Origin of the sequence: Austwickia sp. TVS 96-490-7B, from assembly GCF_019331795.1 — a bacterium.
In the GTDB taxonomy this organism is placed as follows: Bacteria; Actinomycetota; Actinomycetes; order Actinomycetales; family Dermatophilaceae; genus Austwickia.
Map to the genome: position 1 here is coordinate 26,784 of NZ_JAHPZL010000003.1, position 26,048 is coordinate 52,831.

Annotated in this window: 20 protein-coding genes; all 20 read right to left on the bottom strand. The window is 62.8% G+C overall.

Annotated features, from left to right (window positions below; genetic code table 11):
• Positions 1-38 precede the first annotated feature (38 nt).
• The 20 genes from KEM60_RS02745 to KEM60_RS02840 all read right to left on the bottom strand — a co-directional run bounded on the left by KEM60_RS02745 (position 39) and on the right by KEM60_RS02840 (position 26,048).
• Positions 39-2,198: a S9 family peptidase gene (locus tag KEM60_RS02745; RefSeq protein ID WP_219105991.1), complete on the bottom strand. Its 2,160-nt coding sequence runs from the start codon at positions 2,196-2,198 to the stop codon at positions 39-41.
• A 48-nt stretch (positions 2,199-2,246) separates the two neighbouring features.
• Positions 2,247-5,837 (bottom strand): DNA polymerase III subunit alpha, encoded by a 3,591-nt coding sequence (dnaE, locus tag KEM60_RS02750; RefSeq protein ID WP_219105992.1) that lies wholly within the window; start codon positions 5,835-5,837, stop codon positions 2,247-2,249.
• A 63-nt stretch (positions 5,838-5,900) separates the two neighbouring features.
• The gene (locus KEM60_RS02755) at positions 5,901-6,830 is read right to left on the bottom strand and encodes an RluA family pseudouridine synthase (protein WP_219105993.1); all 930 of its coding nucleotides are present in this window, start codon (positions 6,828-6,830) and stop codon (positions 5,901-5,903) included.
• Positions 6,823-7,383 carry a signal peptidase II gene (gene lspA / locus KEM60_RS02760; RefSeq protein ID WP_219105994.1) on the bottom strand — a complete coding sequence of 187 codons (561 nt, stop codon included), beginning with the start codon at positions 7,381-7,383 and terminating at the stop codon, positions 6,823-6,825. The genes KEM60_RS02755 and lspA overlap by 8 nt, the downstream gene beginning before the upstream one ends.
• Before the next feature lie 65 nt (positions 7,384-7,448).
• Positions 7,449-7,895 carry a TraR/DksA C4-type zinc finger protein gene (locus tag KEM60_RS02765; protein ID WP_219105995.1) on the bottom strand — a complete coding sequence of 149 codons (447 nt, stop codon included), beginning with the start codon at positions 7,893-7,895 and terminating at the stop codon, positions 7,449-7,451.
• A gap of 301 nt (positions 7,896-8,196) precedes the next feature.
• Complete coding sequence (locus KEM60_RS02770) at positions 8,197-9,306, bottom strand: DivIVA domain-containing protein (protein ID WP_219105996.1); 1,110 nt, start codon at positions 9,304-9,306, stop codon at positions 8,197-8,199.
• 458 nt (positions 9,307-9,764) lie between these two features.
• Complete coding sequence (locus KEM60_RS02775) at positions 9,765-10,040, bottom strand: YggT family protein (protein ID WP_219105997.1); 276 nt, start codon at positions 10,038-10,040, stop codon at positions 9,765-9,767.
• 75 nt (positions 10,041-10,115) lie between these two features.
• Positions 10,116-10,637: a cell division protein SepF gene (locus tag KEM60_RS02780; RefSeq protein ID WP_219105998.1), complete on the bottom strand. Its 522-nt coding sequence runs from the start codon at positions 10,635-10,637 to the stop codon at positions 10,116-10,118.
• 66 nt (positions 10,638-10,703) lie between these two features.
• On the bottom strand, positions 10,704-11,438 hold the full coding sequence (locus KEM60_RS02785) for a YggS family pyridoxal phosphate-dependent enzyme (protein WP_219105999.1): 735 nt from the start codon (positions 11,436-11,438) through the stop codon (positions 10,704-10,706).
• On the bottom strand, positions 11,435-12,214 hold the full coding sequence (pgeF, locus tag KEM60_RS02790; protein ID WP_255574172.1) for a peptidoglycan editing factor PgeF: 780 nt from the start codon (positions 12,212-12,214) through the stop codon (positions 11,435-11,437). Before pgeF ends, KEM60_RS02785 begins: the two co-directional genes overlap by 4 nt.
• A gap of 30 nt (positions 12,215-12,244) precedes the next feature.
• Positions 12,245-13,561: a cell division protein FtsZ gene (gene ftsZ / locus KEM60_RS02795; RefSeq protein ID WP_219106000.1), complete on the bottom strand. Its 1,317-nt coding sequence runs from the start codon at positions 13,559-13,561 to the stop codon at positions 12,245-12,247.
• Between the two features lie 194 nt (positions 13,562-13,755).
• The gene (locus KEM60_RS02800; RefSeq protein WP_219106001.1) at positions 13,756-14,532 is read right to left on the bottom strand and encodes a cell division protein FtsQ/DivIB; all 777 of its coding nucleotides are present in this window, start codon (positions 14,530-14,532) and stop codon (positions 13,756-13,758) included.
• Positions 14,519-16,006: a UDP-N-acetylmuramate--L-alanine ligase gene (murC, locus tag KEM60_RS02805; RefSeq protein ID WP_219106002.1), complete on the bottom strand. Its 1,488-nt coding sequence runs from the start codon at positions 16,004-16,006 to the stop codon at positions 14,519-14,521. Before murC ends, KEM60_RS02800 begins: the two co-directional genes overlap by 14 nt.
• Positions 16,003-17,145 carry an undecaprenyldiphospho-muramoylpentapeptide beta-N-acetylglucosaminyltransferase gene (gene murG / locus KEM60_RS02810; protein WP_219106542.1) on the bottom strand — a complete coding sequence of 381 codons (1,143 nt, stop codon included), beginning with the start codon at positions 17,143-17,145 and terminating at the stop codon, positions 16,003-16,005. Before murG ends, murC begins: the two co-directional genes overlap by 4 nt.
• A 74-nt stretch (positions 17,146-17,219) precedes the next feature.
• Positions 17,220-18,458, bottom strand: coding sequence for a putative lipid II flippase FtsW (gene ftsW, locus KEM60_RS02815; RefSeq protein WP_219106003.1), 1,239 nt, complete (start codon positions 18,456-18,458; stop codon positions 17,220-17,222).
• Between the two features lie 87 nt (positions 18,459-18,545).
• Complete coding sequence (gene murD / locus KEM60_RS02820) at positions 18,546-20,039, bottom strand: UDP-N-acetylmuramoyl-L-alanine--D-glutamate ligase (protein ID WP_219106004.1); 1,494 nt, start codon at positions 20,037-20,039, stop codon at positions 18,546-18,548.
• Positions 20,036-21,151: a phospho-N-acetylmuramoyl-pentapeptide-transferase gene (mraY, locus tag KEM60_RS02825; protein WP_219106005.1), complete on the bottom strand. Its 1,116-nt coding sequence runs from the start codon at positions 21,149-21,151 to the stop codon at positions 20,036-20,038. Before mraY ends, murD begins: the two co-directional genes overlap by 4 nt.
• On the bottom strand, positions 21,148-22,539 hold the full coding sequence (gene murF / locus KEM60_RS02830; protein WP_219106006.1) for a UDP-N-acetylmuramoyl-tripeptide--D-alanyl-D-alanine ligase: 1,392 nt from the start codon (positions 22,537-22,539) through the stop codon (positions 21,148-21,150). The genes mraY and murF overlap by 4 nt, the downstream gene beginning before the upstream one ends.
• The gene (locus KEM60_RS02835) at positions 22,536-24,176 is read right to left on the bottom strand and encodes a UDP-N-acetylmuramoyl-L-alanyl-D-glutamate--2,6-diaminopimelate ligase (RefSeq protein WP_255574174.1); all 1,641 of its coding nucleotides are present in this window, start codon (positions 24,174-24,176) and stop codon (positions 22,536-22,538) included. The genes murF and KEM60_RS02835 overlap by 4 nt, the downstream gene beginning before the upstream one ends.
• A gap of 9 nt (positions 24,177-24,185) precedes the next feature.
• Complete coding sequence (locus tag KEM60_RS02840; protein WP_219106007.1) at positions 24,186-26,048, bottom strand: penicillin-binding protein 2; 1,863 nt, start codon at positions 26,046-26,048, stop codon at positions 24,186-24,188.

A 26,048-nucleotide genomic window follows, 5' to 3' on the forward strand; every position in this document is an offset into this window, starting at 1 on the left:
CGCGGCCGACAAACCATCCGACCGCACACCCCACCCGCTCAGTGACGAACCCCCAACGCCGACAGCACGAACGCCGCCTCGAAGGCGTACTGCTCCCATGCCGCATACCGACCACTACGCCCTCCGTGACCAGCGACCATCTCGGTGTGCAACACCACCGGTCGCACCGACTGGTCTTGCACACACATCTCCCGCATCCGGGCCACCCATTTCGCTGGCTCCGCGCACGACACTCGCGTGTCATTCAGACTAGTTGTCGCCAAAATCGTCGGGTACTCCACTGGACGCAGATTTTCGTACGGCGAATACGACTTCATCACCGCGTACGCCTGCGCATCATGCAGCGGATCCCCCCACTCCTCCCACTCCGTGACCGTCAACGGCAACGACTCGTCCAACATCGTCGTCAACGCATCCACAAAGGGCACATCCGCGTGGACGACCGCAAACAACTCCGGCGCCAGATTGACCGTCGCGCCGACCGTCAATCCCCCAGCAGAACCACCAGACAACGCCAGCCGGTCCGGCGCACACCAACCCCGCTCATGCAGATGCTGAGCACAGGCCACCATGTCAGTAAAAGTCGAAGCTTTCTGCTCCAACTTCCCCTGCTCATACCAAGACCGACCCATCTCGCCACCACCGCGAACATGGCCCACAGCGAACACCACCCCACGGTCAAGCATCGATAGCCTCGCCATCGAAAACCACGGGTCGAGGCTGGTCTCATAGGCGCCATACCCGTACAGCAAGACCGGTGCCGTCCCATCCGGCTCCACTCCCACCCGATGCACAATCGACAACGGCACCCGAGCCCCATCAGGTGCACGCACCCACTCACGGCGCTGCACGTAATCCGCGGGGTCGTATCCACCAAGCACCTCCTGACGTTTGAGCACCTCCCATCGCCCTGTCGTCACATCCACCTCAGCGACTGTGCGTGGCGTCACGAACGACTCGTACACCACCCGTAACGACGTCGCATCCCACTGCGGGTTCGACTCAGTCGACACCGAATACAGCTCTTCCTGAGGGGCCACCTCCACCGGGCCATCCCACCTCTCCGGCGCTGCCCCCACCCGACGGAACAACTGCAGCGACTGCTGCCCCTCCCGTCGTAACGACACCAGCACCTGACCCGCAAAGGCCTCCACGCCCAGATAGCGCACCCCCTGCTGCGGCGCCAACCACCCTCGCCACCCCTCCCGAGGCGAACGCGGCTCCACATCACCGGTCGTCCTCACCCCCGAGGCCGTCTCCCCCGAGGTCGGCCACGGCGCCCACGACACTTCAAAATCCACCCCGTGCTGGTTATGCGTCACGAGCAAGCCGTCACCGGCCCATTCCACCTCGTATTCCCAGCCAGGAATGCGACCCGCCACCGGCGCCAACGATGGCATCTGTGCCGACAAATCTCCGATCCACCACTCACCGGTGGTCTTCGAACTTGCTGCGACCAATAGCCTCCGGTCGTCTTTGGACGTCCCAAAACCAAGCCAGAAGCGTTCGTCATCTTCTTGGAGTAACAATTGGTCCTGCGCTGGGTCCGAACCCACCCGATGCATCCATACCTGATAGGGCCGCCACGATTCGTCCACCCGGCAATACACCAGATAATCCGAATTCCATGACCAGGCGAGGCCGTATCCGACGCCTCGCAGGGCATCATCGACCACCACACCATCAGCGATGCGACGTATCACCACATCGAAGCGTTCGTCACCGGAACGATCAACTGAAAACGCGACCAGGTCACCGGCCGGGCAGACCTCACTCGCGCCGAACGCCAGATAGTCGCCACCAGCGGCCTCGACTTCACCATCCACCAAGACCTGCTCCCCTGGCCAGGGACAACCAGGCTGAGGTGCGGGACGAGGCTCCCCTGGCACCACCGGTACCCGACACTCCGCAGGGTACTGATGCCCCTCCTGCGTCCGCGCGTAATACCACCACCCACGCCAGGCCACCGGGACCGACAAGTCCGTTTCTTTCGTCCGCGCCTTAATCTCCGCGACGATCCGCTCCCGCAGTTCCTCCTGCCCGGCAGTCACCTCACGGGCATAGACGTTCTCTGCTTCCAAATGGGCGACGACCTGTGGATCTGAACGATCCTGCAACCAGGAGAACTCATCGACGACACAATCACCATGATGGATACGATCGACAGGACGGGCGCTGGGGCGAGGGGGGATCGGCATGGATGCACCCTATTCTGAGCGACCCCGACATAGGTCCCTCAGGGTCACTCAGACCAGACTTGCCGGACCCAAGAGTGCCTTCAAGTCACCGAATAGTTCCGGGCTCGCAGCCACCCGAACCCCGTCACCAAGCCGCATCACGACCGTACGCCCTGGCTGGGTCAACCGCAGATGCACGTCGGTGGTCCCCGGATACTCCGCCAACACATCTCGCAGCCGTTCAGCTAAACCGTGCGTGGCCCGAGCCGCGGGCAAAGTCAACACGACCGGCCCTCGCGGCCCCTCGTGAATATCGGGCAAAGTCAGCTCCTGGGCATAGACACTGACGGAGTCGTCACGCCGGTTGACTCGGCCCTTCACCGCACACACCACATCGGTGGACAACATCGTCGACACCGTCATATAGGTCTTGGGGAAGAACAAACACTCCACCGAACCTTGCAGGTCTTCCACCGTGACGATGGCCCACAGCTCACCATTCTTCGTCCGTTTGAGCTGCAACCCAGTGATGAGTCCGGCCACTGTGACGATCGATCCATCACCCCGACCACCCTCCTCGACCGGCAATGTCAACGACGACATCGACGTATCTGCATGCTGAGCCAAGACATGCTCGATACCAAACAGCGGATGGTCGGAGACATACAGCCCCAACATCTCCCGCTCGAACGCCAACTCGGTGGACTTATCCCACTCCACCTCCGGAATTGGCGGCAGCCCTGACAACGGATCCATGGGGCTGTCCTCTTCCGCGTCGTCAAAACCAAACGCGCCAAAGAGGCTATCCTGACCGATGGCCTCTTTACGTTTGACGTCGACCAGAGCGTCCACGTACTGCTCATGGATGCGGACCAGACCGTGGCGTGGATGACCTAGCGAGTCAAACGCTCCGGCTTTGATGAGCGACTCGATGGTGCGCTTGTTGCAGACCACTGCGGGCACCTTATTAAGGAAGTCCGCAAAACTAGTGAAGTCGCCCTTCTGCCCCCGGGCGGCCACGATGGCTTCGACCACATTGGCCCCAACATTGCGCACTGCCTGCAACCCGAACCGGATGTCCTCACCGACCGCAGCAAAGAATCCGATCGACGAGTTTACATCAGGCGGGAGAACCTTAATCCCCATGTGGCGACACTCATTCAAGTAGAGAGCCGACTTGTCTTTGTCATCTCCCACCGAGGTGAGCAGGGCCGCCATGTATTCTGCAGGATAGTTGGCCTTGAGGTAGGCGGTCCAGTAGGAAACCAGTCCGTACGCCGCCGTATGAGCCTTGTTAAATGCGTAATCAGAGAAGGGGACCAAGATGTCCCAGAGCGTCTTGATTGCCTGCTTCGAATAGCCATTCGCGATCATGCCCGCTTCAAAAGGCACGAACTCGGCGTCCAATACCTCTTTCTTTTTCTTACCCATGGCGCGACGCAACATGTCAGCCTTACCAAGGGTGTAGCCAGCAAGCTTCTGAGCGATTTGCTGGACCTGCTCCTGATAGATGATCAAGCCTTGGGTCATCGACAGGATCGGCTCGAGAGCTTCAGCCAGTTCAGGATGGATGGGCACGATTTCCTGACGGCCCGTCTTGCGCAGCGCATAGTTGGTATGGCTATCTGCGCCCATCGGCCCGGGCCGATATAGCGCCAACGCCGCCGAGATGTCTTCAAAGTTGTCTGGCTGCATGAGACGCAGCAGGCTCCGCATGCCGCCGCCGTCGAGCTGGAACACCCCCAGCGTGTCGCCACGCTGCAAGAGTTTGTACGCCGCCTCATCGGTCATGTCCTTGGACAAGACATCCAAGTCGATGTCCTCACCCCGGTTAGCTTTCACGTTGGCAAGGGCATCATCCAAGATAGTGAGGTTGCGCAACCCCAGAAAGTCCATCTTGACCAGACCCAAACTCTCACAGCTCGGGTAGTCAAACTGGGTGATGATCTGCCCGTCTTGCTCACGCTTCATGATCGGGATGACATCGACCAATGGCTCACTGGACATAATCACACCCGCGGCGTGCACCCCCCACTGCCGTTTCAGACCTTCCAGCCCCAACGCGGTGGCCACGACTTCCTGCGCCACCGGATCAGAGGCGTGCAGATCACGGAAATCCTGGGCCTCGGCATACCTCTTGTGCTTCTCATCGAAAATCCCTGACAACGGGATGCCCTTGCCCATCACGTCCGGGGGCATCGCCTTTGTCAGCTTCTCCCCCACAGAGAAGGGATGACCCAGAACACGGGCGGAGTCCTTGACCGCCTGCTTGGCTTTGATGGTGCCATACGTCACAATCTGTGCGACGCGGTCGTCGCCGTACTTTTCGGTCACATATTTGATGACCTCACCGCGCCGACGCTCGTCGAAGTCAACGTCAAAGTCGGGCATCGAGGGGCGTTCAGGGTTGAGGAACCGTTCGAAAATCAAACCATGCGGCACCGGGTCAAGATCAGTGATGCGCATCGCATAGGCACACATCGACCCAGCGCCCGAACCACGGCCCGGACCAACTCGAATGCCATTGTCTTTAGCCCAGTTGATGAAGTCGGCAACTACGAGGAAGTATCCTGGGTAACCTTTCCCGATAATGACTTCCTCTTCGTATTCTGCTTGCTTGCGAGCATAGTCAGGGATCCCTTCTGGATACCTCTCATGGAGGCCACGTTCCACTTCCTTGATGAACCAGCTCGTCTCATCCTCGCCATCTGGGCAGGGGAAGCGCGGCATATATTTACCAGTTTCTTCAACAAAACTGATGTTGCACCGCTCCGCAATCAACAAGGTGTTGTCACAGGCTTCCGGGAACTCACGCCATAGGTGACGCATTTGCTCCGGAGTCTTCAAATAGAATTCATCGGCGTCGAACTTGAATCGATTGGGATCCATGATTGTCGACCCCGACTGCACACACAACAACGCCGCATGAGCTTTTGCATCCGCAGCGTCGGTGTAGTGCAAGTCATTAGTCGCCACCAGCGGAAGACTCAGCTCTCGTGCCAGGCGCAACAGATCCTTCTGGACCCGGCGCTCAATATCGAGCCCGTGATCCATCAATTCACAATAAAAATTATCTGGACCAAAAATGTCCCGGAAATCGCTGGCCGCTTGCCTGGCCTCGGCGTACTGCCCCAACCTCAATCGAGTTTGCACCTCACCGGAAGGACAACCGGTGGTGGCAATCAATCCTTCGCCGTACGTCTGCAGCAGCTCACGATCCATGCGCGGCTTGAAGTAATACCCTTCTAATGACGCCAATGAGCACAACCGGAAGAGGTTGCGCATTCCATCGTTGTCCTTCGCCCACATCGTCATGTGCGTGTAGGAGCCTGCCCCGGAGACGTCGTCCCGAGAGCCATCGCCCCACTTCACCCGGGTCTTGTCAGTGCGATGTGTCCCCGGGGTCAGATACCCCTCAATGCCGATAACCGGCTTCACGCCGTACTTCGTCGACTTCTTCCAGAACTCATACGCACCGAAGATGAACCCGTGGTCGGTGGTCGCCAACGCCGGCATACCCATCCGCTCCGCGGCGGCGAACAAGTCATCGATCCGGGCGGCGCCGTCAAGCATCGAATACTCGGTGTGGTTATGCAGATGGGCGAAACTCGACCCGATATGGTCGGCGGGACTGGCGGCGGGGGCTGGCTGACTCGACATCGTCGGCGAGTCTACGACGCTCAGCTAGGTGGCGACGGACTCCGACCGCCCGGCGCGGCGCCGTCAATCGGAGAGGATGTCCAACGCCTGCTGCAGATCAGCCGGATACGTGCTGGAGAAGGTCACGTACTCCCCAGAACCCGGATGGTCGAAGCCCAACCCCGTCGCATGCAACCACTGCCGCTCCAGCCGCAACCGTCGGGCGAGGACCGGGTCACTGCCATACAACGGGTCTCCCGCACAGGGATGACGGGTCGCCGCGAAATGCACCCTGATCTGGTGGGTCCGCCCGGTCTCCAAATGAACCTCAACCAGACTGGCTGGCCCGAAAGCCTCCACCACCTCGTAATGGGTCACCGCATGCTTGCCGGATTTCATCACCGCATATTTGTAGTCGTACGCCGGATGCCGCCCGATGGGAGCATCAATGGTGCCCACCACAGGATCAGGCAGACCCTGCACTAAGGCATGGTAGGTCTTATCGACTCGCCGATCTCGAAATGCCCGTTTGAGCATGGAATAGGCATATTCGCTCTTACAGACCACCATGAGTCCTGATGTGCCGACATCCAACCGGCTGACAATTCCCTGCCGCTCCGAGGCACCCGAAGTGGAAATCCGATACCCGGCAGCGGCGAGACCACCGACCACCGTGGGACCTGACCATCCCACGCTGGGGTGGGCCGCCACCCCGACCGGTTTGTCCACCACCACAATGTCATCGTCGTCATACACCACACTCATCCCAGGAACCGGCTCAGCGACGACCTCCACACCAGCAGGAGCATCGACGTCCGGAAGCACCACTTCCAGGACTGCACCAGCAGCCACTCGGTCAGATTTGCCGACAGGACGTCCGTCGACTGTCACGGCCCCTTGCGCAGCCAAATCTGCCGCTTTGGTCCGGGAGAACCCGAACAGCCTGGCCAGTGCAGCATCCACACGCTCATCTGCCAGGCCCTCTGGCACTGGCAGGCATCGGACATCAGCCATGTGCCTCATCCCCCTTCACTTCTTGCTTCGGGTCCTCAATCCGTCCGGTCGGACCGATGCCCCACAATGTGGCCACCGCAATGATCACCGCAGCGGTCACGATCGCCGCATCCGCGACATTGAATATCGGCCAGTGCGGCAGCTCCAGAAAATCGACAACATGCCCCACTCCGATGCCTGGCGGTCTGATCAACCGGTCAGTGACATTGCCGGCGGCACCTCCGAGAACCAAACCGGCGCCGATCACCCACCACCACGAGCGCAACCGCGAAGAAAATGCGATGACGCCGACTGTCACCCCACCCTGAATCATGGTGAATAACCAGGTGACATCAGTCCCGATGGAAAAGGCAGCACCAGGGTTGAAGATCAAATGCCATTGGAGAAACTCACCCCACCACGGGGTGCGTACTCCCGGTTGCAAATGAGTCAGTGCCCAGACCTTGCTCGCTTGGTCTGCGGCATACACCACAGCCCCTACTGCAAGAACGACCACCATCGCCATCCGAGCGGAGCATCCTCCCGCATCGGTGGCATCAGGCTTCTCGGACATGGCAGGACGCCGGTCGGGTCCTCCCGCACCGGCGCCCACGTGATCGCCTGTGTGATCGACCAAGATCAGCGACGCTCCTGTTTCTGCTTGCAGGTCACGCAGAGCGTGGCTCGGGGAAAAGCCTGGAGCCGCAGTTTGCCGATCGGCTGGCCACAACTCTCGCAGACGCCGTACCGGCGATGCTGCAATCGCTCCAGAGCGCGCTCAGTTTGAGCCAGCAGCGTGCGGGAGTTATTAGTCAACGTGAGCTCTTGCTCCCGCTCCAGCACCTTGCCACCGGTGTCTGCGGAATCATCTCCAGCACCGCCGCCGTAATCACGCATCAGATCAGCCAGATCCATCTCTGATTCGGCTAAGTCGTTGGTGAGCCGCTCCTTCTCGGACAACAGCTCATCCCGGATCTCCTGGAGATCCTCGGTCGACCAGGGCTCCTCCCCGTCGCGGACGGGGAGCCAGGTCACATCGGACTCGTCGTACTGCGCGCTCATCGCCGGTTCGATGGCACCGGGCATGGGAACCTCGCTCGTCAAGGAAAAAACCGATCACTATTGACCGGTGGAGGACAAGGATAGACCTTCCACCGGGTCGTTCGTCGACTACATCGGGCACGGCGCGTCGTCCACGCACCACGCGTCCCCCCTGCCCCGCGAGTGAGTCCTCTAGGCAGGAAACAAGCCCCGAACCAGATCGGCCACGGGGCTCTAAGAGGGACCGGGCTCGGCGCCCCTCGCTATCGTACTGCGAGGGGCGCCGATCGTCCGGTCCGGCCCTGGGACATCGCTCACCACGTCCCGGGGATCACGCGTGTCGCGTTCAGTCGCGGCCTACACCCACGCCCTGGGGCGCCAGAGTTTCGGTCGTGGTGAGGCTCTGCAACTGGCCCTCGATGAAGGCCCGCAAGCGTCCGCGGTAATCCTGCTCAAACTGTCGCAGCTCCGCGATCCTGGCGTTGAGGTGCGCCTGGGTGCGTTCCAATTCCTCCACGATGGCCTGACGTTTCTGCTGAGCTTCCGCGAGCATTCCAGTGGAACGCTGCCGGGCTTCAGTGATCAGACGCTCGTGGGTCTCGTTGGCCTCGGCCAGTAGACGGTCATGCTCAGCCTTAGCGGAGCTGACCAGTTCGCGGTGTCGGCCTTCAGCAGAGCTGATCAGCTCGTCGTGGCGTGCCTGCGCCTCGCCCAACAGACGCTCGCGACGAGCGGTGGCCTCGGCAAGCATCTGGTCTCGCTGCGCGGTGGCCTCGCCCAACATCTTGTCGCGCTGGGTCGTTGCCTCACCGAGAAGGCGGTCGTGCTCAGACTTACCTTGCGAGACGTATTCGTCATGCAGCTTTTGCGCCAGCGTGATGACAGCAGCGGCATCCGCGGCTCCACCACCCATTCCGGGTGCGCCCATGGCACCGGCCATCGGGGAGGGGGCCATCGGGGATGGCGCCATTGGTGCCGGTTGGGCAATCCCGGCTCGCTGAGCATCCTGAGCGTCGCGGCGCGCCTGCTCTGCTGCCTGACGGGCCGACGAGGCCTGCTGCTCAGCATTACTAGCATCAGTGCGAGCCTTGGCGATCCGCGCTGCCGATTCCTTCTCGGCTTGCTCGGCATTCGCCCGGGCGGCGGCGATGCGCTGCTCCGATTCGCGTTGGATACGGTCGATCTCGGCCTTGGCCGCGACATCGACCCGGCGCACGGCATCGGGGTCGGGTCCTCCGACGCCCATGGACCCGGGGGAAGGTGTCCTGTCCTGCACACCCTGGCCCTGCTGTGCGGCTTCCAACTTTCTGCGCAACTCGGCGTTTTCGCCAAGTAGACGACGCAGTTCGACGACAACCTCGTCGAGGAAGTCATCTACCTCCTGCTCGTCGTATCCACGCCGAAATTGAGTCGCCGTGAAGTTCTTATTCAGGACATCTTCGGGCGTGAGCGCCATGTCGTCCCCTCGATCGGACCGGTAGTGGACAAGCGTCAGCCTACCGAAAACAGCGCGCTGCCCTCTTAGGGAAAGGGGGCGACGCGCCGACGTGAATTCTCTTGTGACAGCGTCAGACTATAACAGATCCATAACATCTGAACAAGACGGGCGCTCGACCAGTGACTGACAAACCAATCAACGCACCCTTGCAAAAATGCAGGTCACACGGATGATGGCTCACGAGACGGCAGAGTTGTCTCGTCCCTGACCCCCCGCCAAGGCGGGCTAGGATCACCGTCTCGATCACGGCCTCTGCGCGATCTGAGGTGACAGGGTCGTGACCAGATTTAGCTCTCTGTCGCGGAGCCCAACCGCCGATCCTGGATCCAAGAGAGGGTAACCCCCTCAGCGGCGACCACCGCTACCGCCCAACGAGCCCACCTGCTACGTCCCGACGAGCTACCGCTTGATCTCGTCTACACGAGCCGCAGCAGCAACCATACGCCGAAGAACACCACCATAAACGACAGATCCAATGCCACTCCGCCCAACCGCAACGGCGGGATGACCTTGCGCACAGCGCGCAGGGGAGGATCCGTCACCGTGTACAACCCTTCCGCGACCACTAACAACACACCCCGAGGTCGCCAGTCCCGGGCAAACATCTGGATCCAGTCGAGTACCAACCTCGCCAGGAGGAGCAGCAGAAAGAACTCCAGTAACAGCGACAGGATGAGACGGAAATAGAACATGTCCCCAGTATCGATGACAGGAGTGGAGACATCGCTCCGCTGCTCCTGTTCCCTGCACTGGGACCAGCCTTCGGATCAGCTCTGGTTGAACAACCCGCGAGTACTTTTCGCCGGCTCCCCCTCGTCACTGGTGATCTCGACATGCGCAGGCGACAACAGAAACACCTTGTTGGTGATCCGCTCAATCGCACCCTGCAGGCCGAAGACCAGCCCGGCAGCAAAATCCACCAAGCGCTTGGCGTCGGCATCGTCCAGATCAGTCAGGTTCATGATCACCGGGATCCCATCCCGGAAGGCCTCACCAATGTTGCGGGCATCGTTATACGTCCGGGGATGGATCGTCGTGATGCGGTTCACCGTCGCCACCTCCACCTCGTTGACGACCTGCGCCACCGGGGTCCGGTGCAGCGGTGTGATCTCGGCAGACCGAGCAGGTGGTTCCATCTCGACAGGCTCCTCCAGGACCATGGCAGTCGCACCGTGCGAGATGGGAGCCATCGGATGCACGGGCTCGACGTGATGCGGAGCGTCGTACTCCAATTCTCGCGGGTCTTCGCGCAGCCCGAGGTACACACTCGCGTCGCGGAGGAATCCCATGTCGTCACTCCTTCACCTGGCAGGTCCCCGAGGTCGATGACGGACTCTCGAGGTCTCGCACTGAAACTATCGGGTCTGGCTGCGCGAACCCAGGATTGCGCTGCCGACACGCAGGTGTGTCGCCCCATGGGCCAGCGCTTCTTCAAGGTCATGGGACATGCCCGCCGACATCACCGACGCCTCAGGCCACTCCCGGCGCATCTGTTGCGCCAGATGCGCCACCGTCGCGAAGGCTGCACCGGGGTCGGCACCTAACGGAGCCACCGACATCACCCCCCGAAGTCGCAGCCCCGGCGCGGCCACCACCGACTGTGCCAGCGCCATGACCTGGTCAGGTGCTACCCCACCTCGGCCTTTCGCGCCATCCAGATTGATCTGGACCAACAGCTCAACCTCACGCCTTTGCTGCTCAGCTGCCCGGGACAGCGCCGCCACCAGCCGCTCCCGGTCCACTGAGTGCACCACATCGGCATAAGACACGACTGATGCCGCCTTGTTGGTCTGCACCTGCCCGATCATGTGCACCCGAAGCGCCGCCCGTGCCCGCGGGTCGATCTCTGCTAGTTCGTCAAGCTTGGCGCGGATTTCCTGATCCCGGTTCTCCCCGATCTCGGTGACCCCCAGCGACACCAGGTGAGCTAGATCGGAAGCCGGAAAACGTTTGGTGACCACCACCAAGGTGACCTTTTCAGGATCACGGCCCACCTGCTGACAGGTCAGCGCAATCCGCTGCTGCACCGCCGCCAGCGCCTCGGCCAGTTGTTCCCTTCGACCACGGGAGTCAGCCTCAGCCAAACTCATCGTTCCACCCCTGACACCACGACCCCAGCCTGACGGCCGGTACGACCATGACGTCGGTAGGAGAACAACTCTGCCGACTCCCTGGTGCATCCCGGTCGCCACTGCACGCAGACCCCAGCGCTGATCAACTGATCCACCACCCCAGCAGCGACATCGACAGCAGGAGTTCCCGACCAACTCACTGCCCTTGACACCGGCACGACCGCGCTCACCTGCTCACGCAGTGACTCAGGCACCTCGTAACAGCGACCGCACACCGAAGGTCCCACCGCGGCTGATAACTCTCGGGCCCCCAGATCACGCATCGCTGCCACCACCGCTGGAACGACACCGGCCACCAGCCCCGGCCGACCGGCATGCGCCACGCCGATCACTCCTGCCTGTGGGTCACACAACACCACTGGCACGCAGTCAGCGACCATCACCACCAGGGCGACGTCCGGGTCCACGGTCACCATCCCATCGGCAGGCTTCGTGGCCTGGGATGACACCCCCACCTGCACCACCTCTGCCCCATGGACCTGATTCATGAAACGCAACGCCGTTGCCGCGAGCCCCAGCTCCGCGGCGAGCAATGACCGGTTTTCTTGGACCAGCTGCGGGTCATCTCCGACGTGATCGCCCAAGTTGAACCCGTCGTACGGCGAACTACTCACGCCGCCATGCCGATCAGTGAAACCCCACATCACTCTCCGGTCAGGACCACCGGACAGCTCAGTTTTCCAATGCCACACCGAAGTCCACTCCAGGATTGTCTCGGCCGTGCCGATCCACACCGGAACGACACGGCGCGGACAACGCCGACCTCACTTCAAGAAATCGGGAACGTCCAAATCATCGGACTCATCGAAGGTCACCGTCCGCGGTGGCCGCAACGGCTCAGTGACCGCGCGAGCACCGGCGTGTTGCGGCTCAACGGGACGTGGCGTCTCACCGACAACGGGAACTGACTCTCGCTCCGGGCGCGGAGGTACCGACTCCCGGGGAGGAGGGATCGTGCCAGGAACGACCGGCCGGGGCCCGTCCATCGGGCCGACTCCGCGCAAGGGCGCTGCAGGCATCGACGGCGGTGCAGCCACCGGACGCGATGGCGGCTGCGGTGCCCGCGGCGGTGGCATCTGACGTTGCGCCGGTGCAGCGGTCTGACCTAGGGCTCGATCACCGGCACGCTGGGGCGTGCCCGAGTCAAAACCCGCCGCGATCACCGTGACCCTCACCTCGTCCCCCAGCGCGTCATCGATGACAGCGCCGAAGATGATGTTGGCCTCAGGATGAGCAGCTTCTTGGACCAAACGAGCAGCCTCGTTGATCTCGAACAACCCCAAGTCACTTCCACCTTGGATGGAGAGCAACACCCCGTGCGCGCCGTCAATGCTCGCTTCCAGCAGCGGCGAGGAAATCGCCAACTCGGCAGCTTGCACTGCCCGGTCGTCCCCACGAGCCGCGCCGATCCCCATCAACGCCGACCCGGCCCCCTGCATCACCGACTTCACGTCGGCGAAGTCCAAGTTGATCAAACCGGGGGTGGTGATCAAGTCCGTGATGCCCTGCACACCAGAGAGCAACACCTGATCTGCGCTGCGGAAAGCATCGAGCATGCTCACCGCGCGATCACTGATCGACAACAACCGATCGTTAGGAATCACGATCAGCGTGTCGACTTCTTCGCGCAACGTCCCAATCCCAGATTCGGCCTGATTCGCCCGCCGACGGCCTTCAAAGGTAAACGGCCTGGTCACCACGCCGATAGTCAAAGCCCCCAAGCCTTTGGCAATTTTGGCCACCACTGGGGCGCCACCCGTGCCAGTGCCGCCACCCTCACCAGCGGTCACAAACACCATATCGGCGCCCTTGAGCGCCTCTTCGATCTCCTCCGCATGGTCCTCAGCGGCACGGCGCCCCACCTCGGGGTCAGCGCCGGCGCCCAGCCCACGTGTCAACTCACGACCGACATCGAGCTTCAGGTCGGCGTCACTCATCAACAATGCTTGGGCATCGGTATTGATGGCGATGAACTCGACACCCTTCAGACCAACCTCGATCATCCGGTTAATCGCGTTGACCCCGCCGCCACCGATACCGACGACCTTGATCACGGCCAAGTAGTTCTGTGGTGCTGCCACGACGGGAGCCTCATTCCTGGATCGTTGATGCGTGGTACGCAGGGCGGGTCTCCGGGAGCCGCCGTACGCCGAAAGGAGCAGCGGCACGCCCAAGTTCGGCCCCATCGTACGGCACCGGACCGCTGACTCATGTCAGCGGAACGCGAGTTTCACCTCACCGAAAGCCGAGCATGATCAGCGCCCTGATGCAAGGATCACGAGGTGACCGGCGAGTCGGGCGCGCTCACGTTGATCGTGGTCACATCCTTCTGCTGCAGAAGTGCCGCCAGCACGAGAGACTTCTCCGCCCCCTGCGCAGCTCCGCCCCAGATCACCTTCACGCGCCCGACGGTGAAGCTCACGCCATCTGGCGAGACCACCTTCAACGAACCCACTTTAGCCCGTTGTTGCGCATCCAACACACCCATCGCTGCAGCCACAGCCGTCACTTCCGCCGCATGATCTGGATGAGACACCTCAGCAGTCGGAACACCTGCAGATTCCCCACCCGCCGCGGGAAAGACCACACCCGCCGCATCGGCGTACCGACGCTCCCCCTGCGCGCTCGTGAAGGACACCACCGGCACCCGCAAGGTGACCTTGACGGATACCTGATCCGGCCACTGACGCTGCACCTCCACCTGGGAGAAGGAAGGTACCTGCGACAACCGACGCTTCAGCTCATCTCGATCTATCCCCACCAGCGCAGACCCCACCACGTCATCAGTGAGGCGGTGCACCTCGCGCTGATCTGCTTCGCTCCCACCGGTGACCTCAATACGCGCGACCCTGAACCACGGAGCCAGCCACAACAACCCCGCCGCGATCACCGACACCACCACGACAACACCTAATGCGAATATTGCCCGCCGACGCCGGACCAGCCGCAGCCGCTCCTGCTGCGCCCGGCTACGCACCGGCTGCGTCGACCGGTGACGTTCCGGCCGGCGACCTCGAGAGGGCGCCGACCGGCCAGACTCACCCGTCGGCACCAGCGTCCTCCAGCTGAGCCAACAACAACGGACCCCATCGCGTCACATCACCAGCGCCCACCGTGACCACCAAGTCACCTGCAGTCACCACGGCCCGCAACCGATCCAGCACAGCATGGCGATCAGCGACGAACTCCACCAGACCGCGGCGCCCCTGACGCTCTTGCGCCGCTACGACTTCCCGAGCGACCAGGCCACCATCGACGCCCGGCATCGGATCCTCCCGAGCGCCATACACGTCCATCACCAACACCACATCAGCAGCAGCCAACGCCGTACCAAAAGCATCGGCGAAATCTCGAGTGCGCGAATACAGGTGCGGTTGGAAAAGCACCACCAGCCGACCGGGCGACGCCAACCGCCGCGCCGTACCAACGACCGCAGCCACTTTCCCCGGGTTATGCGCATAGTCATCAACCACCCGCACCCCCGCTGCCGTCCCCCGCGACTCAAACCGCCGCCGAGCACCGGCGAATCCAGCCAGCCCCGCAAGCACTGCCGAGGGGTCTGCACCCACACCCTCCACCGCAGCCACCCACGCCGCCGTGGCATTCACCACGTTGTGCCACCCAGGGACTCCCACCTGCAGCTCGTATTCCACCCCGGCATGACGCACCGTGGCCCGCGACGACAGCCCGTCAAAAGAGGGCTGGGTCACCCGTACATCCGCTTCATCAGACTCCCCATAGGTGACCACCCGAACCCCCTGCTCAGCAGCCCATCGCGCCAACCGAGCCGATCCTTCGTCATCCGCGCACGCCACCAACACACCGCCCGGTGAGATCGTGCGCACAAACTCCTCGTACGCCCGACGTACCCCATCGAACGTGCCGTAGAAATCCAGATGGTCCGGCTGGACATTGGTCACCACCGCCACCTCCGGCCCATACACCAAGAAGGAGCCATCCGATTCGTCCGCCTCCACCACGAAGGTGTCGCCTTCACCCCACGCGGCATTCGTCCCCGCCCGAATCAACTCACCACCCACGGCGTACGACGGATCAGCGCCAGCGACAGACAACGCCTCCGCCAGCATCGAACTCGTCGTGGTCTTCCCGTTAGCCCCGGCAACAGCCACCCCTCGACGCGGCCGACCCTCAGCGCCTGTCATGTGCATGAGCACCGCCAGCGCCTGCGAGCGATGCAACACCCTAAGTCCAGCAGCCCGCGCCGCCGCCAACTCGACGTTGTCCTCCCGGATCGCGGAAGAGAACACCACCGTGTCCACCCCACTCAGATGGGCAGAGTCATGACCCACCCAGACCTGGATCCCTTCCTGGGCTAACGCCTGCAGGGTCACGGAATCCTGGACATCAGCACCAGAGACAACCACCCCGGCCGCATGCAATAACCGGGCCACCGCCGACATCCCGGCCCCGCCCACCGCCAAGACATGACAGCGACCTAGCTCAGTCACCGATGGCAACGACTCGGACACCTCAAACCGCATCGACGGCGGCAAACCCGCGTTCATCGCCCGCCCTCACGAACCGCACGCACCACCAGATCCGCCAACGCCTCATCGCCATCACGTCGACCCACCCGCGAAGCAGCCTGCGCCATTCGAGCCAGCCGGGGACCGTCCAACGCCAACGGCGCCACCGTCGAACGCACCCATGCCGCATCCACCGCAGCATCATCAACCAAGATCGCTCCACCAGCATCGACTACGTCGGCCGCATTGAAGCGCTGCTCACCGTTGCCGATCGGCAACGGCACAAACACCGCAGGCAGACCCACCGCAGCCACCTCACACACCGTGTTGGCCCCAGATCGGCAGACCACCAGATCCGCAGCGGCAAAAGCCAGCTCCATCCGATCCGCATACGGCAGGACGACGTACGGCGCTGCATCGTCACCCACCGGCACCTGCGGTTCAAATTCCTTACCCAGGCCAGTCACGTGGAGAACCTGCACCCCTTGGGATACCAGATGATCAGCAGCCTCAGCGAACGCCCCATTCAGCCGCGCCGCCCCCAATGACCCACCAGTGACCAATACCGTCGGACGGTCTGCCCGCAAACCAAACATCTCCCGGGCGTGATCCCGCAGCGCTTCCCGGTCCAGCCCAGAAATTTCCGGCCGCAACGGCATTCCGGTCACCGTTCCGTGTGCCAACTCAGTCTGGGCGAAAGTGGTGCCGACGTATCTTGTCAACCGTGCCCCCAACCGGTTCGCTAGTCCGGGCCGGGCATTCTGCTCATGCACCACGATGGGTATCTGGCGTGAGCGAGCTGCCAGATAGGCCGGGCTAGAGACGTATCCCCCGAAACCCACCACCACCTCTGCCTCTACCTCATCCAACACCTCGCCTGCCCGATCGACGGCCCCCTTGAGCGCCCCGGGCAGGTGCAAGACCGCTGCGCTCGGTTTCCGGGGGAAAGCCACCTTCGGAATGGCACGCAGCGGATACCCCCGCTCCGGCACCAATCGTTGCTCCAGCCCGGTGGAGGTCCCCAATGCGGTGATCTGCACCTGCGGAAAGCGACGTCGCAACGCATCGGCCAAAGCCAACAACGGGGAGACGTGACCGGCCGATCCACCACCGGCGAGCACCACCGAACGTAACTCGAACGAATCCGTCTGATCCTGAGGGAGACCGACCGCTGGCATCGGCTTGGTCGGGGCGACCCGACCCCCGTGAGGGGACGGAGTCGATTCGGCGGACATGTCAGAGGACGGGGAGTTCATCGATTTCTCTTTCGTGGATGCGACATCACGGACAAAGACCAGACCAGAGCACGAGAACGAGCTCGCAACGCCCGCGCACACGCTGGCTCGTTACGGGCGAAGGAGACGACCATGCCGAAACCGACCAGCGTCGTCACCAAGGCCGATCCCCCCGCTGAGACCAAGGGCAAGGGAACCCCGATGACCGGGAGCATCCCGATCGCCGCTCCCACATTGACCCCGGACTGTACGACGAACCAGCCCAAAACCCCCGAGGTCGCAATCCGCACAAACATGTCCTGGCTCTGCAAGATCACCCGGTAGCAGGCGAACGCGATCACGCAGATGAGGAACAACACCGCGAACGTCCCCAACATGCCCAGTTCCTCGCCAATCACCGCGAAGATGAAGTCGTTGTGCTGTTCTGGCAGCCAACCCCACTTCTCTCGGCTCTGGCCCAGCCCGACCCCACTGAACCCACCGTCGGCAAAGGCATACCGGCCGTTGACGACCTGCCAGCACTGCCCCTGCGCTGGAGCACCATCGGCACAACCCCACACGCTGAGGATGCGCTCCAACCGATAACTACTGGTCACCGCCAACAGCACCAATACCAACGAACCAGCGCCGAAAGCCACCCCGAAAATCTTCGTCGGCACCCCCGAAGTCCACAGCACCGCAAACAAGATCCCGGAGATCACCAAGGTGGTCCCTAGATCGCCGCCGTAAAGGATCAACACGATCAACACCGAAGCTGCCGGGAAAATCAACGGGATGACAGCATGTTTCCAGTCGTTGATGAGCCGCTGCTTCCTAGTGAGGATGCTCGCCCCAAACATCACAATGCCCAACTTGCCGAATTCACTGGGCTGAACCTGCACCCCAGCTATCCGCAACCAGTTGGTGTTGCCGTTGATACTGACCGCCAACCCCGGAACCAACATCAAACACTGCAAAAACATGGCAAAGACCAGCATCGGGAAGGCCAACCGCTGCCACACCCGCGGCGGTATCCGACTGGCAGACAAAGCGCACACACACCCGATCGCGGCGAACTTCGCTTGGTTGAGACCCACCGTGAACAAACTCTGGTTGTTCTGGTAGGACATCACGCTGGACGCGGACATCACCATGACCAAGCCGATACCCAACAAAATCCCGATCGAACCGATCAGCAAGTAGTAGGTCGCCACCGGAGAGTCCAGCCGAGCCTGCGCCAACCGCGACTCTGCCTTGCTCTCTGCTGCCGCGAGCATCCGCTCACCGCTCGTCGAGGTGGTCCTCCGACCTGGAGCCACCCGCTGCACACCGGCAGGGCCGGGACCACCACCTCGCGCCACCGTTCAGCAGGACCGTTCAAGGTGCCGACGTACAGCAGCGGCAAAAGCATCACCGCGCACGCCGTAATGGGCGAACATGTCCAATGACGCTGCAGCGGGGGCCAACAACACCACGTCACCGGGCTGCGCCATCTCAGCTGCAGCCTGCACCACGAGATCCATGACGTCATTGTCTGTCGAGTCGATGTCGACGATCGGCACATCAGGAGCGTGTCGGGCCAATGCCGTGGCGATCTGGTCCCGGTCGACACCCATCAGAACCACTCCGCGCAACCGATCCGCACGCCGACGCACCAGGTCGTCCACGTCTGCGCCTTTGAGTTGACCACCGGCGACCCAGACCACCGAGGGGTACGCCGCCAATGACGCAGCAGCGGCATGAGGATTCGTCGCCTTCGAATCGTCCACCCAGGTGACTCCCTCAGCGGTGGCGACTTCCGCGATCCGATGGGCGTCAGGGCGGAACCCCCGCAACCCGTCCCGCACCGCTACCGCCGGCACCCCAGCCGCTCGGGCCAAGGCAGCCGCTGCCAGCGCATTGGCGACGTAATGCGGAGCTGGAGCCTGAGTACCCACCTGCAGGTCGGCAAGAGTTCCCAGTTCAGCCGCCGAGGTGCGCCGTTCTTCCACGAACGCCCGATCAGCCAGAACGTCGTCGACCAGACCCACCATCGACAGCCCAGGCACCCCTAGGGTGAACCCGATCGCGCGACAGCCTTCCACCACGTCGGCGTCCTGGACCATCTGCTCGGTGCGCGAGTCGTCCACGTTGTAAATGCACGCGATCTGCGTGTTCTCGTAGATCCGAGCCTTAGCCCGGACATACTCCTCAAACGACCCATGCCAGTCCACGTGATCTGGTGCCACGTTCAGACAGGCCGCTGCCAACGGCGACAATGACCGCTGCCAATGCAGCTGGAAGCTGGACAGTTCCACCACGATGACGTCGTACGCCGTGGGGTCGAGCACCGCCTCCATGATGGGGGTCCCCACATTCCCGGCCGCAATCGCTCGTTTGCCGGCAGCGCGGAGGATGTCCACGGTCATCTGCACCGTCGTGGTTTTGCCGTTAGTGCCGGTGACTGTCACCCACGGCGCAGCCCCCACACGCGGCCGCATCCGCCATGCGAGTTCCACCTCACCCCACACCGGGATGCCCCGATCAGCGGCCTCCACCAGCAACGGATGATCAGGACGCCACCCAGGAGAGGTGACCACCAGATCGATCTCGGACGGCAACGACCGGACCTGCTCGGGTCCCATCCGCACGTCGGCGTCCAGGATCTCCAGGATCTTGATCCGGCCTGCCAAAGGTCCTTCATCGTCCGCCGCAGGTGCCTCGGCGGCGTCGACCACGATCACCGTCGCGCCCTGTTCCAGCAGTGCGTCAGCGGCAGCGAAACCTGACACGCCTAACCCGGCGACGAGCACCCGCAACCCCGACCAGTCGGCTTCCCGACAGGTCAGGCCCGCTCGGGGTTCGTACGACGTACTCATCCCACTCCTCCTGCGATCCACTCGGCGTAGAAGAGCCCCAACGCCAGCGCCGCGCAGACACCCGCGATGATCCAGAACCGGATCACGATGGTGACCTCGTGCCATCCGAGCAACTCGAAATGGTGCTGCAAGGGAGCCATTCTGAAGACCCGTTTACCAGTCATCTTGAAGCTGGCCACCTGGATGATCACCGACAAGGTGATGATCACGAACAATCCCCCCATCAGGATGACGAGGAGTTCGGTGCGGGTCATGATGGCTAAGCCAGCCAGCGCCCCACCTAAGGCCAACGACCCGGTGTCACCCATGAAGATCTTCGCCGGGGATGCGTTCCACCACAGGAAGCCGAAGCAGGCGCCGGCCAGTGCCGCCGCCACAATCGCCAGATCGTACGGCGAGGGAGTGTCATAGCACTTCTGGGACATCGCGACGGGGTAGCACGCCTGATTGAACTGCCAGATCGAGATCAGCACATACCCGCCGAAGACCATTGTGGACGCGCCAGTCGCCAAGCCGTCCAGGCCGTCAGTGAGGTTCACCCCATTGCTGGTGCCAGCGACGATGAGGTTGACCCAGAGCACAAACAGGATGACCCCGACCACCGGACCAAACACCGCCAGGTCCAGCCAGGAAATGTCCCGCACCCAGCTGATCTTCATGGAGGCAAGGGTGGTGCCCCGCACATCGGTCAGCAATGCGGCAACCGCAGCGAAGACGCTACCCACCAAGACCTGGCCAAACAGTTTCTGCCCGGAGCGCAACCCGAGGCTGCGTTGCTTGCTGATCTTGATGTAGTCATCTAGCCACCCCACGAACCCGAGGCCGGTGGTCAAACCGAGCACCAAAAGACCACTGCGGGTGATCCCCAGGTTCATGGTGCCGTCCGGACGTTGAATCGTGGCGAGGTGAGCGCCGAAATAGCCCGCCAGGGTCGCGGTGATGATCACCACACCCCCCATGGTGGGGGTCCCTCGCTTGGTCTTGTGGGCGGTCGGACCATCATCCCGAATGAACTGGCCGTATCCCCGTTTGACCAGGAACTTGATGTAGAGCGGAGTCCCTAGCAGGGAGAGGAACAGTGCCAGGGCTGCCGCCGCGACAACGGTCTTCACGCCGGAGCCTCCCCGTCCACCAGTGCATCGCCCAAGAGGCGCAACCCACTGTCCCGACTCGACTTCAACAACACGATGTCTCCTGGTGCCAGTTCGGCGGTCAGTAGCTGATGAGCTGCCGTGACGTCAGGTACGACATCGACGCGGGGAGTCCCCGATGTCGTCGACGCCCCGTCGGCCACGGCACGGGCACCATCGCCCACGGCCACGACCCGGTCCACCCCCACAGAGGCGGCCAGGGCGCCACAGTCGTAATGTGCCCGGCGGCTATCGTCCCCCAGTTCCAGCATCTCCCCGACCACCGCCCAGGTACGACGACCCCGGCCCATCGCGATCAGGGTGTGAAGAGCCGCAGCCAACGAGTCAGGGTTGGCGTTATAGGCGTCGTTGAGGACGGTCACCCCATCAGGTCGATCGTGGCGTTCCAACCGCCACCGACTCGTGAGACGGGCTGCGGACAATGCCCTCGCGACCGCCTGAATATCCATCCCCAGGTGCAAGGCGACCGCGGCGACCGCCAAGGCATTGTCGACCATGTGCTCGCCCAGGACCTGCAGGTCGACTGAGGCGCGGCCGGTGCCGGTCACCAGGGTGAAACGGGCTGTCCCAGCGTCGGTCATCTGCACGTCGTCGGCCCGGATCTGAGCCTGAGGTCCCCGACCCACCAGGACGACCTGGGCTGCGGTGTTGCCCGCCATGGCTGCGACCAGCGGGTCGTCAGCGTTGAGCACGGCCAGTCCGTCGGCAGGAAGCGCTTGCACCAGCTCGGCTTTGGCTCGCGCGATGATCTCCTGGCCACCAAACTCGCCCACATGAGCGCTGCCCACGTTGAGGACGACCCCAATGGTCGGCTGGGTCATGTCAGTCAGGTACTGGATGTGTCCCACTCCTCGGGCGCCCATCTCCAGCACGAGATGCTGAGTCTGCGGTAACGCGCGACAGACGGTGAGCGGGACCCCAACCTCGCTGTTCAGCGAACCGATCGTGGCCACCGTCGAGCCGTGTTCTTGCAGGACTGCGGCCATGACGTCTTTGGTGGAGGTCTTGCCTGACGAACCGGTAATCCCGATGACCTGGAGCCCGTCGATGCCCTTGATGACGGCGGTGGCGATCGCGGCGAAGGCTTCCTGAACGTCAGGGACGAGGAGGTACGGCGAGTCCGGCACCGGCTTGCTGACGAGGGATGCGACGGCACCGCGGTTCCGCGCCGCACCCACGAAGTCGTGGCCGTCGGCGTGTTCACCGATCCGGGCGACGTACAACGACCCTGGTGCAGCCTCCCTGCTGTCGGTGACGACCGGACCGTCGATGACGAGGTCACCGTCGGTGGTCCCGCCGAGAGTGCCGCCGGTGATCCGGGCCAGGTCATTCAGGGTGAACGGGATCATCGTGCAGTCACCTCCGTTGGCCACAGCGCGGCGGCGGCCTCTCGAACCGCTACCCGATCATCGAGGGGAAGGAACTCCCCCATGACTTCTTGCTGTGTCTCGTGTCCTCGCCCTAGGACAGCGATCGTGTCTGCGGAGGTGGCGGTTTGTAGCACGAAGGTCAACGCTTCTCGACGACCGGCCACCTCATAGACGTCCCCGGTGGTCCCTTTGGCTGCGCTACCTGCCTGTCGAGCTCCAGCAGCGACATCAGCGCGGATCGTTGCGGGGTCCTCATCTCGGGGATTGTCGTCAGTGACCACCACAATGTCGCCGCCACGTGCAGCAGCCGCCCCCATTAACGGACGTTTACCCCGATCACGTCGTCCTCCGGCGCCGACAACCACAAAGAGCTTGCCGTCGGTGACCTGTCGGAGCGTGGCGAGAGTCGCCTCGATCCCGTCAGGGGTGTGGGCGAAGTCGACGTACACCGTGGGGGCTTGCGCTGGAAGGTCGATCCGCTCGAGTCGGCCGGGGACTCGTGCCCCCTGAGCCAGGGCATCTTCGATCTCGGCCGTCGACACACCGATATGTCTCAGCGCCAACGCAGCAAACGCGGTGTTGGCGCGGTTGTGATCACCGGGCAAGGCGGACCGCAAGTGCATGGTGTCCTCCGGCCCCACCAGGTCAAACAGATCCGGGTCCTGCTCGCCTCCGGTGGGCACTACCCGCCATTGGGCCGGGCCGGCCGCGTCCGGTCGGGTAGCAACGGTCCAGGCTGGGATGGTGGTCTCGTGGGCCAGACGAGCGCCCCACTCGTCATCGACGCAGATCACCCCGCGCGCCGCCCGTTCCGGAGTGAACAGGGACGCTTTAGCAGCGAAGTAGTCCTCCATCGTGGGGTGGAAGTCCAAATGGTCCTGGGACAGGTTGGTGAACACTGCCACGTCAAACCGGGCACCATCGACCCGGTGCATGGCGAGCGCGTGGCTGGAGACCTCCATGGTGCACAGGTCGCACCGGTCTTCGCGCATCGCAGCGAAAAGGGCGTGGAGGTCGCAGGATTCGGGAGTGGTGCGCACCGAGGTGACGCTGTGGTCGCCGATCCGGGTTTCGATGGTGCCGATCAGGCCGGTACGTCGGCTCAACGCATGCGCTGCCGCGTCCACGATGTAAGCAGTTGTCGTCTTGCCATTGGTGCCGGTGATCCCGATCAATGAGATGGCTTCGGCAGGTTCGCCGTAGATCTTCGCGGAAACTGTCCCCAACACCGCCCGCGGGTCCGCGACGACAATCCGGGCCAATTCCACCCCGGCGTGATCGAGAAGATCGGCGCCAGCCTGGTCTGTCAGCACGGCCACCGCACCGGCATGAGCAGCTGCGGAGGCGAAGGATGCACCATGAGCGTGTTGACCTGGCAGGGCTGCATACAGGTCACCTGGGCGCACCTGGCGGCTGTCCAGGCACACCCCGTGCACCAGCACCGGTGTCTCCGGTGCCTGATCCGGGTCGGGGCAGCAATCTTCTGCCCCGAGAGCGGAACCCGGGGCCTCGGGGGAAGTTTTAACGGAAGGCCAAAGCACGGTGCCACCGGCCCAGGTCGCGATATCGACGAGGGAACAGGACGGCGGCACCTGCGGACGAAGCGCGCTGATCACCGCACGAACCTACCGCGTCTGGTTCTTTGAGGCCTGCGGCCCCCAATAGTTGGGGAACGGCTCAGCGGTCGCCCCGGTGGGTGGCACCCGCATCTTTTGCAGCGCATAGGTCATGATCCGCTTGAACGTCGGCGCCGTATCTGAGCCAGCGCCTTCGCCATTGGGCAACCGGAGGAAGACTCCACAGATGAGCTCCGGGTTGTCTGCGGGGGCGATCCCAATGAAGGAGGCCACGACTCCCTTATATCCGCCTTTGACGGGAATGTCAGCGGTGCCGGTTTTGCCCGCGATGCGGTATCCGGGGATCTCCGCCCCCACCGCGGTGCCACCCTCGGTGGTCACGTTTTCCATCATCTTGAGCAATGTGGTCGAGGTCTCCGGCTTCAACGCCCGAGTCCCAGGTGGCGTGGGTGTCGAGGCGAAGGTCCCGTCTGCGCCAGTCATGCCAGCTACGAGCGTCGGGGGAATTCGCATCCCCCCGTTGGCCACTGCCTGGAAGACTCCGACCGCTTGGACAGCGGTGGTCGAGATGCCCTGGCCGTACATGACGGTGTAGCGCTGGGAGCCACTCATCCGATCGGGTCGGGCGATGATTCCGGGGCTTTCTCCGGGGAAGTTTGCTGCGGAGACATCACCCATTCCAAAGTTACGTTGGGCCTGGTATAGCACCTGGGGGGAGAGCTTCTCCGCGATCATTGAGGTGCCGATGTTGGAGGACACTGCCAGGATGCCTGTCGTGGTGAGGTTCAGCTCACCATGCGGATGTGCGTCATGAATGGTGAAGTCCACCTGAGGTCTGGCCAGCGCGCCCGGAACGACGTATTGGGTGGTCGGTGAGGTCACTCCGTGATCCAAGGATGTGCCGATCGACATGACCTTGGCCGTTGAACCCGGCTCGAAGGTGTCCTGGAAGGGCAGCGCACCCATCACCCCGCCAGCACCGATGTTCGTCGGGTCGAATGAGGGGTATTGCGCGGCGGCTTTGAGTCGCCCCTTCTTGTCCATGACCACGACATAGCCCGACTCCGCTTTGGACTCTTTCACCTGCGCTGCGACCGCGTTGTACGCATACCATTGCAGATCAGAGTCAATGGTTAAGCGGACATTGCGACCGGGGACAGCTGGCAGCACTTGCCGGTCGGTCATCGGGATCTCTTGGCCGGTGGCGGCGTACTCCGCGGTCAATGCCCCGGGGGTGCCGCTGAGTTGCTTGTTGAACAACAATTCGAGCCCACCGCCACTGCCGTCCTGCGCACCACCATTTGATCCGACCCATCCGACCAGCGGAGCCATTGCTGGACCTGCGGGATAAGTGCGCTGTTGGGCAGTCTCTGATGTCACACCAGGCAGCTCTTTTTCGGCGACCTTGCGCCACTGCAGCGGCTCCAGCCCCTTTTTGATCACCCGATAGCAGTCAGCGTCATTTTTAGGTGTCATCGCCGTCACGAGTTCTGGCACGGGGACACCCAGCAACGGCGACAGCTGTTGTGCGACGCCTTCGACGCCCCCCGGTCCGTCCTTCCTGGTGTAGTCCTTGACGAGCTTGGGACAGGCCACCACGGTGCGCCGCTCGACGCTGGCGGCGATCACCACGCCAGCGTCGTCAGTGATCTGACCACGCACCGCTGGCAACGTTTTGGTGCCTTGCCGCAAATCTTTCGCTTTATGGGAGATGCTGTCGGCTTGGAGCCCTTGCAGCTGGACCAGCTGACCCGCAAAAACTGTGAAGATCGCGATGGTGATCAAAAACAGTGTTCGAGCCCGTCGGCGTGAATTCCGTAGACCCGGTGTGACTCCGGCTTTGAGTTGAGCCGATGCACCCGCCATATACCGCCGCCCGCGGCCGCTCGTCCCCGCGCGATGGGCGGTCAC

Coding starts and splice junctions, on each gene's coding strand:
- KEM60_RS02745 (WP_219105991.1), bottom strand. CDS start 2,198: ATGCCGATCCCCCCTCGCCCCAGCGCCCGTCCTGTCGATCGTATCCAT.
- dnaE (WP_219105992.1), bottom strand. CDS start 5,837: ATGTCGAGTCAGCCAGCCCCCGCCGCCAGTCCCGCCGACCATATCGGG.
- KEM60_RS02755 (WP_219105993.1), bottom strand. CDS start 6,830: ATGGCTGATGTCCGATGCCTGCCAGTGCCAGAGGGCCTGGCAGATGAG.
- lspA (WP_219105994.1), bottom strand. CDS start 7,383: ATGTCCGAGAAGCCTGATGCCACCGATGCGGGAGGATGCTCCGCTCGG.
- KEM60_RS02765 (WP_219105995.1), bottom strand. CDS start 7,895: ATGCCCGGTGCCATCGAACCGGCGATGAGCGCGCAGTACGACGAGTCC.
- KEM60_RS02770 (WP_219105996.1), bottom strand. CDS start 9,306: ATGGCGCTCACGCCCGAAGATGTCCTGAATAAGAACTTCACGGCGACT.
- KEM60_RS02775 (WP_219105997.1), bottom strand. CDS start 10,040: ATGTTCTATTTCCGTCTCATCCTGTCGCTGTTACTGGAGTTCTTTCTG.
- KEM60_RS02780 (WP_219105998.1), bottom strand. CDS start 10,637: ATGGGATTCCTCCGCGACGCGAGTGTGTACCTCGGGCTGCGCGAAGAC.
- KEM60_RS02785 (WP_219105999.1), bottom strand. CDS start 11,438: ATGAGTTTGGCTGAGGCTGACTCCCGTGGTCGAAGGGAACAACTGGCC.
- murC (WP_219106002.1), bottom strand. CDS start 16,006: ATGAACGCGGGTTTGCCGCCGTCGATGCGGTTTGAGGTGTCCGAGTCG.
- murG (WP_219106542.1), bottom strand. CDS start 17,145: ATGCCAGCGGTCGGTCTCCCTCAGGATCAGACGGATTCGTTCGAGTTA.
- ftsW (WP_219106003.1), bottom strand. CDS start 18,458: ATGCTCGCGGCAGCAGAGAGCAAGGCAGAGTCGCGGTTGGCGCAGGCT.
- murD (WP_219106004.1), bottom strand. CDS start 20,039: ATGAGTACGTCGTACGAACCCCGAGCGGGCCTGACCTGTCGGGAAGCC.
- murF (WP_219106006.1), bottom strand. CDS start 22,539: ATGATCCCGTTCACCCTGAATGACCTGGCCCGGATCACCGGCGGCACT.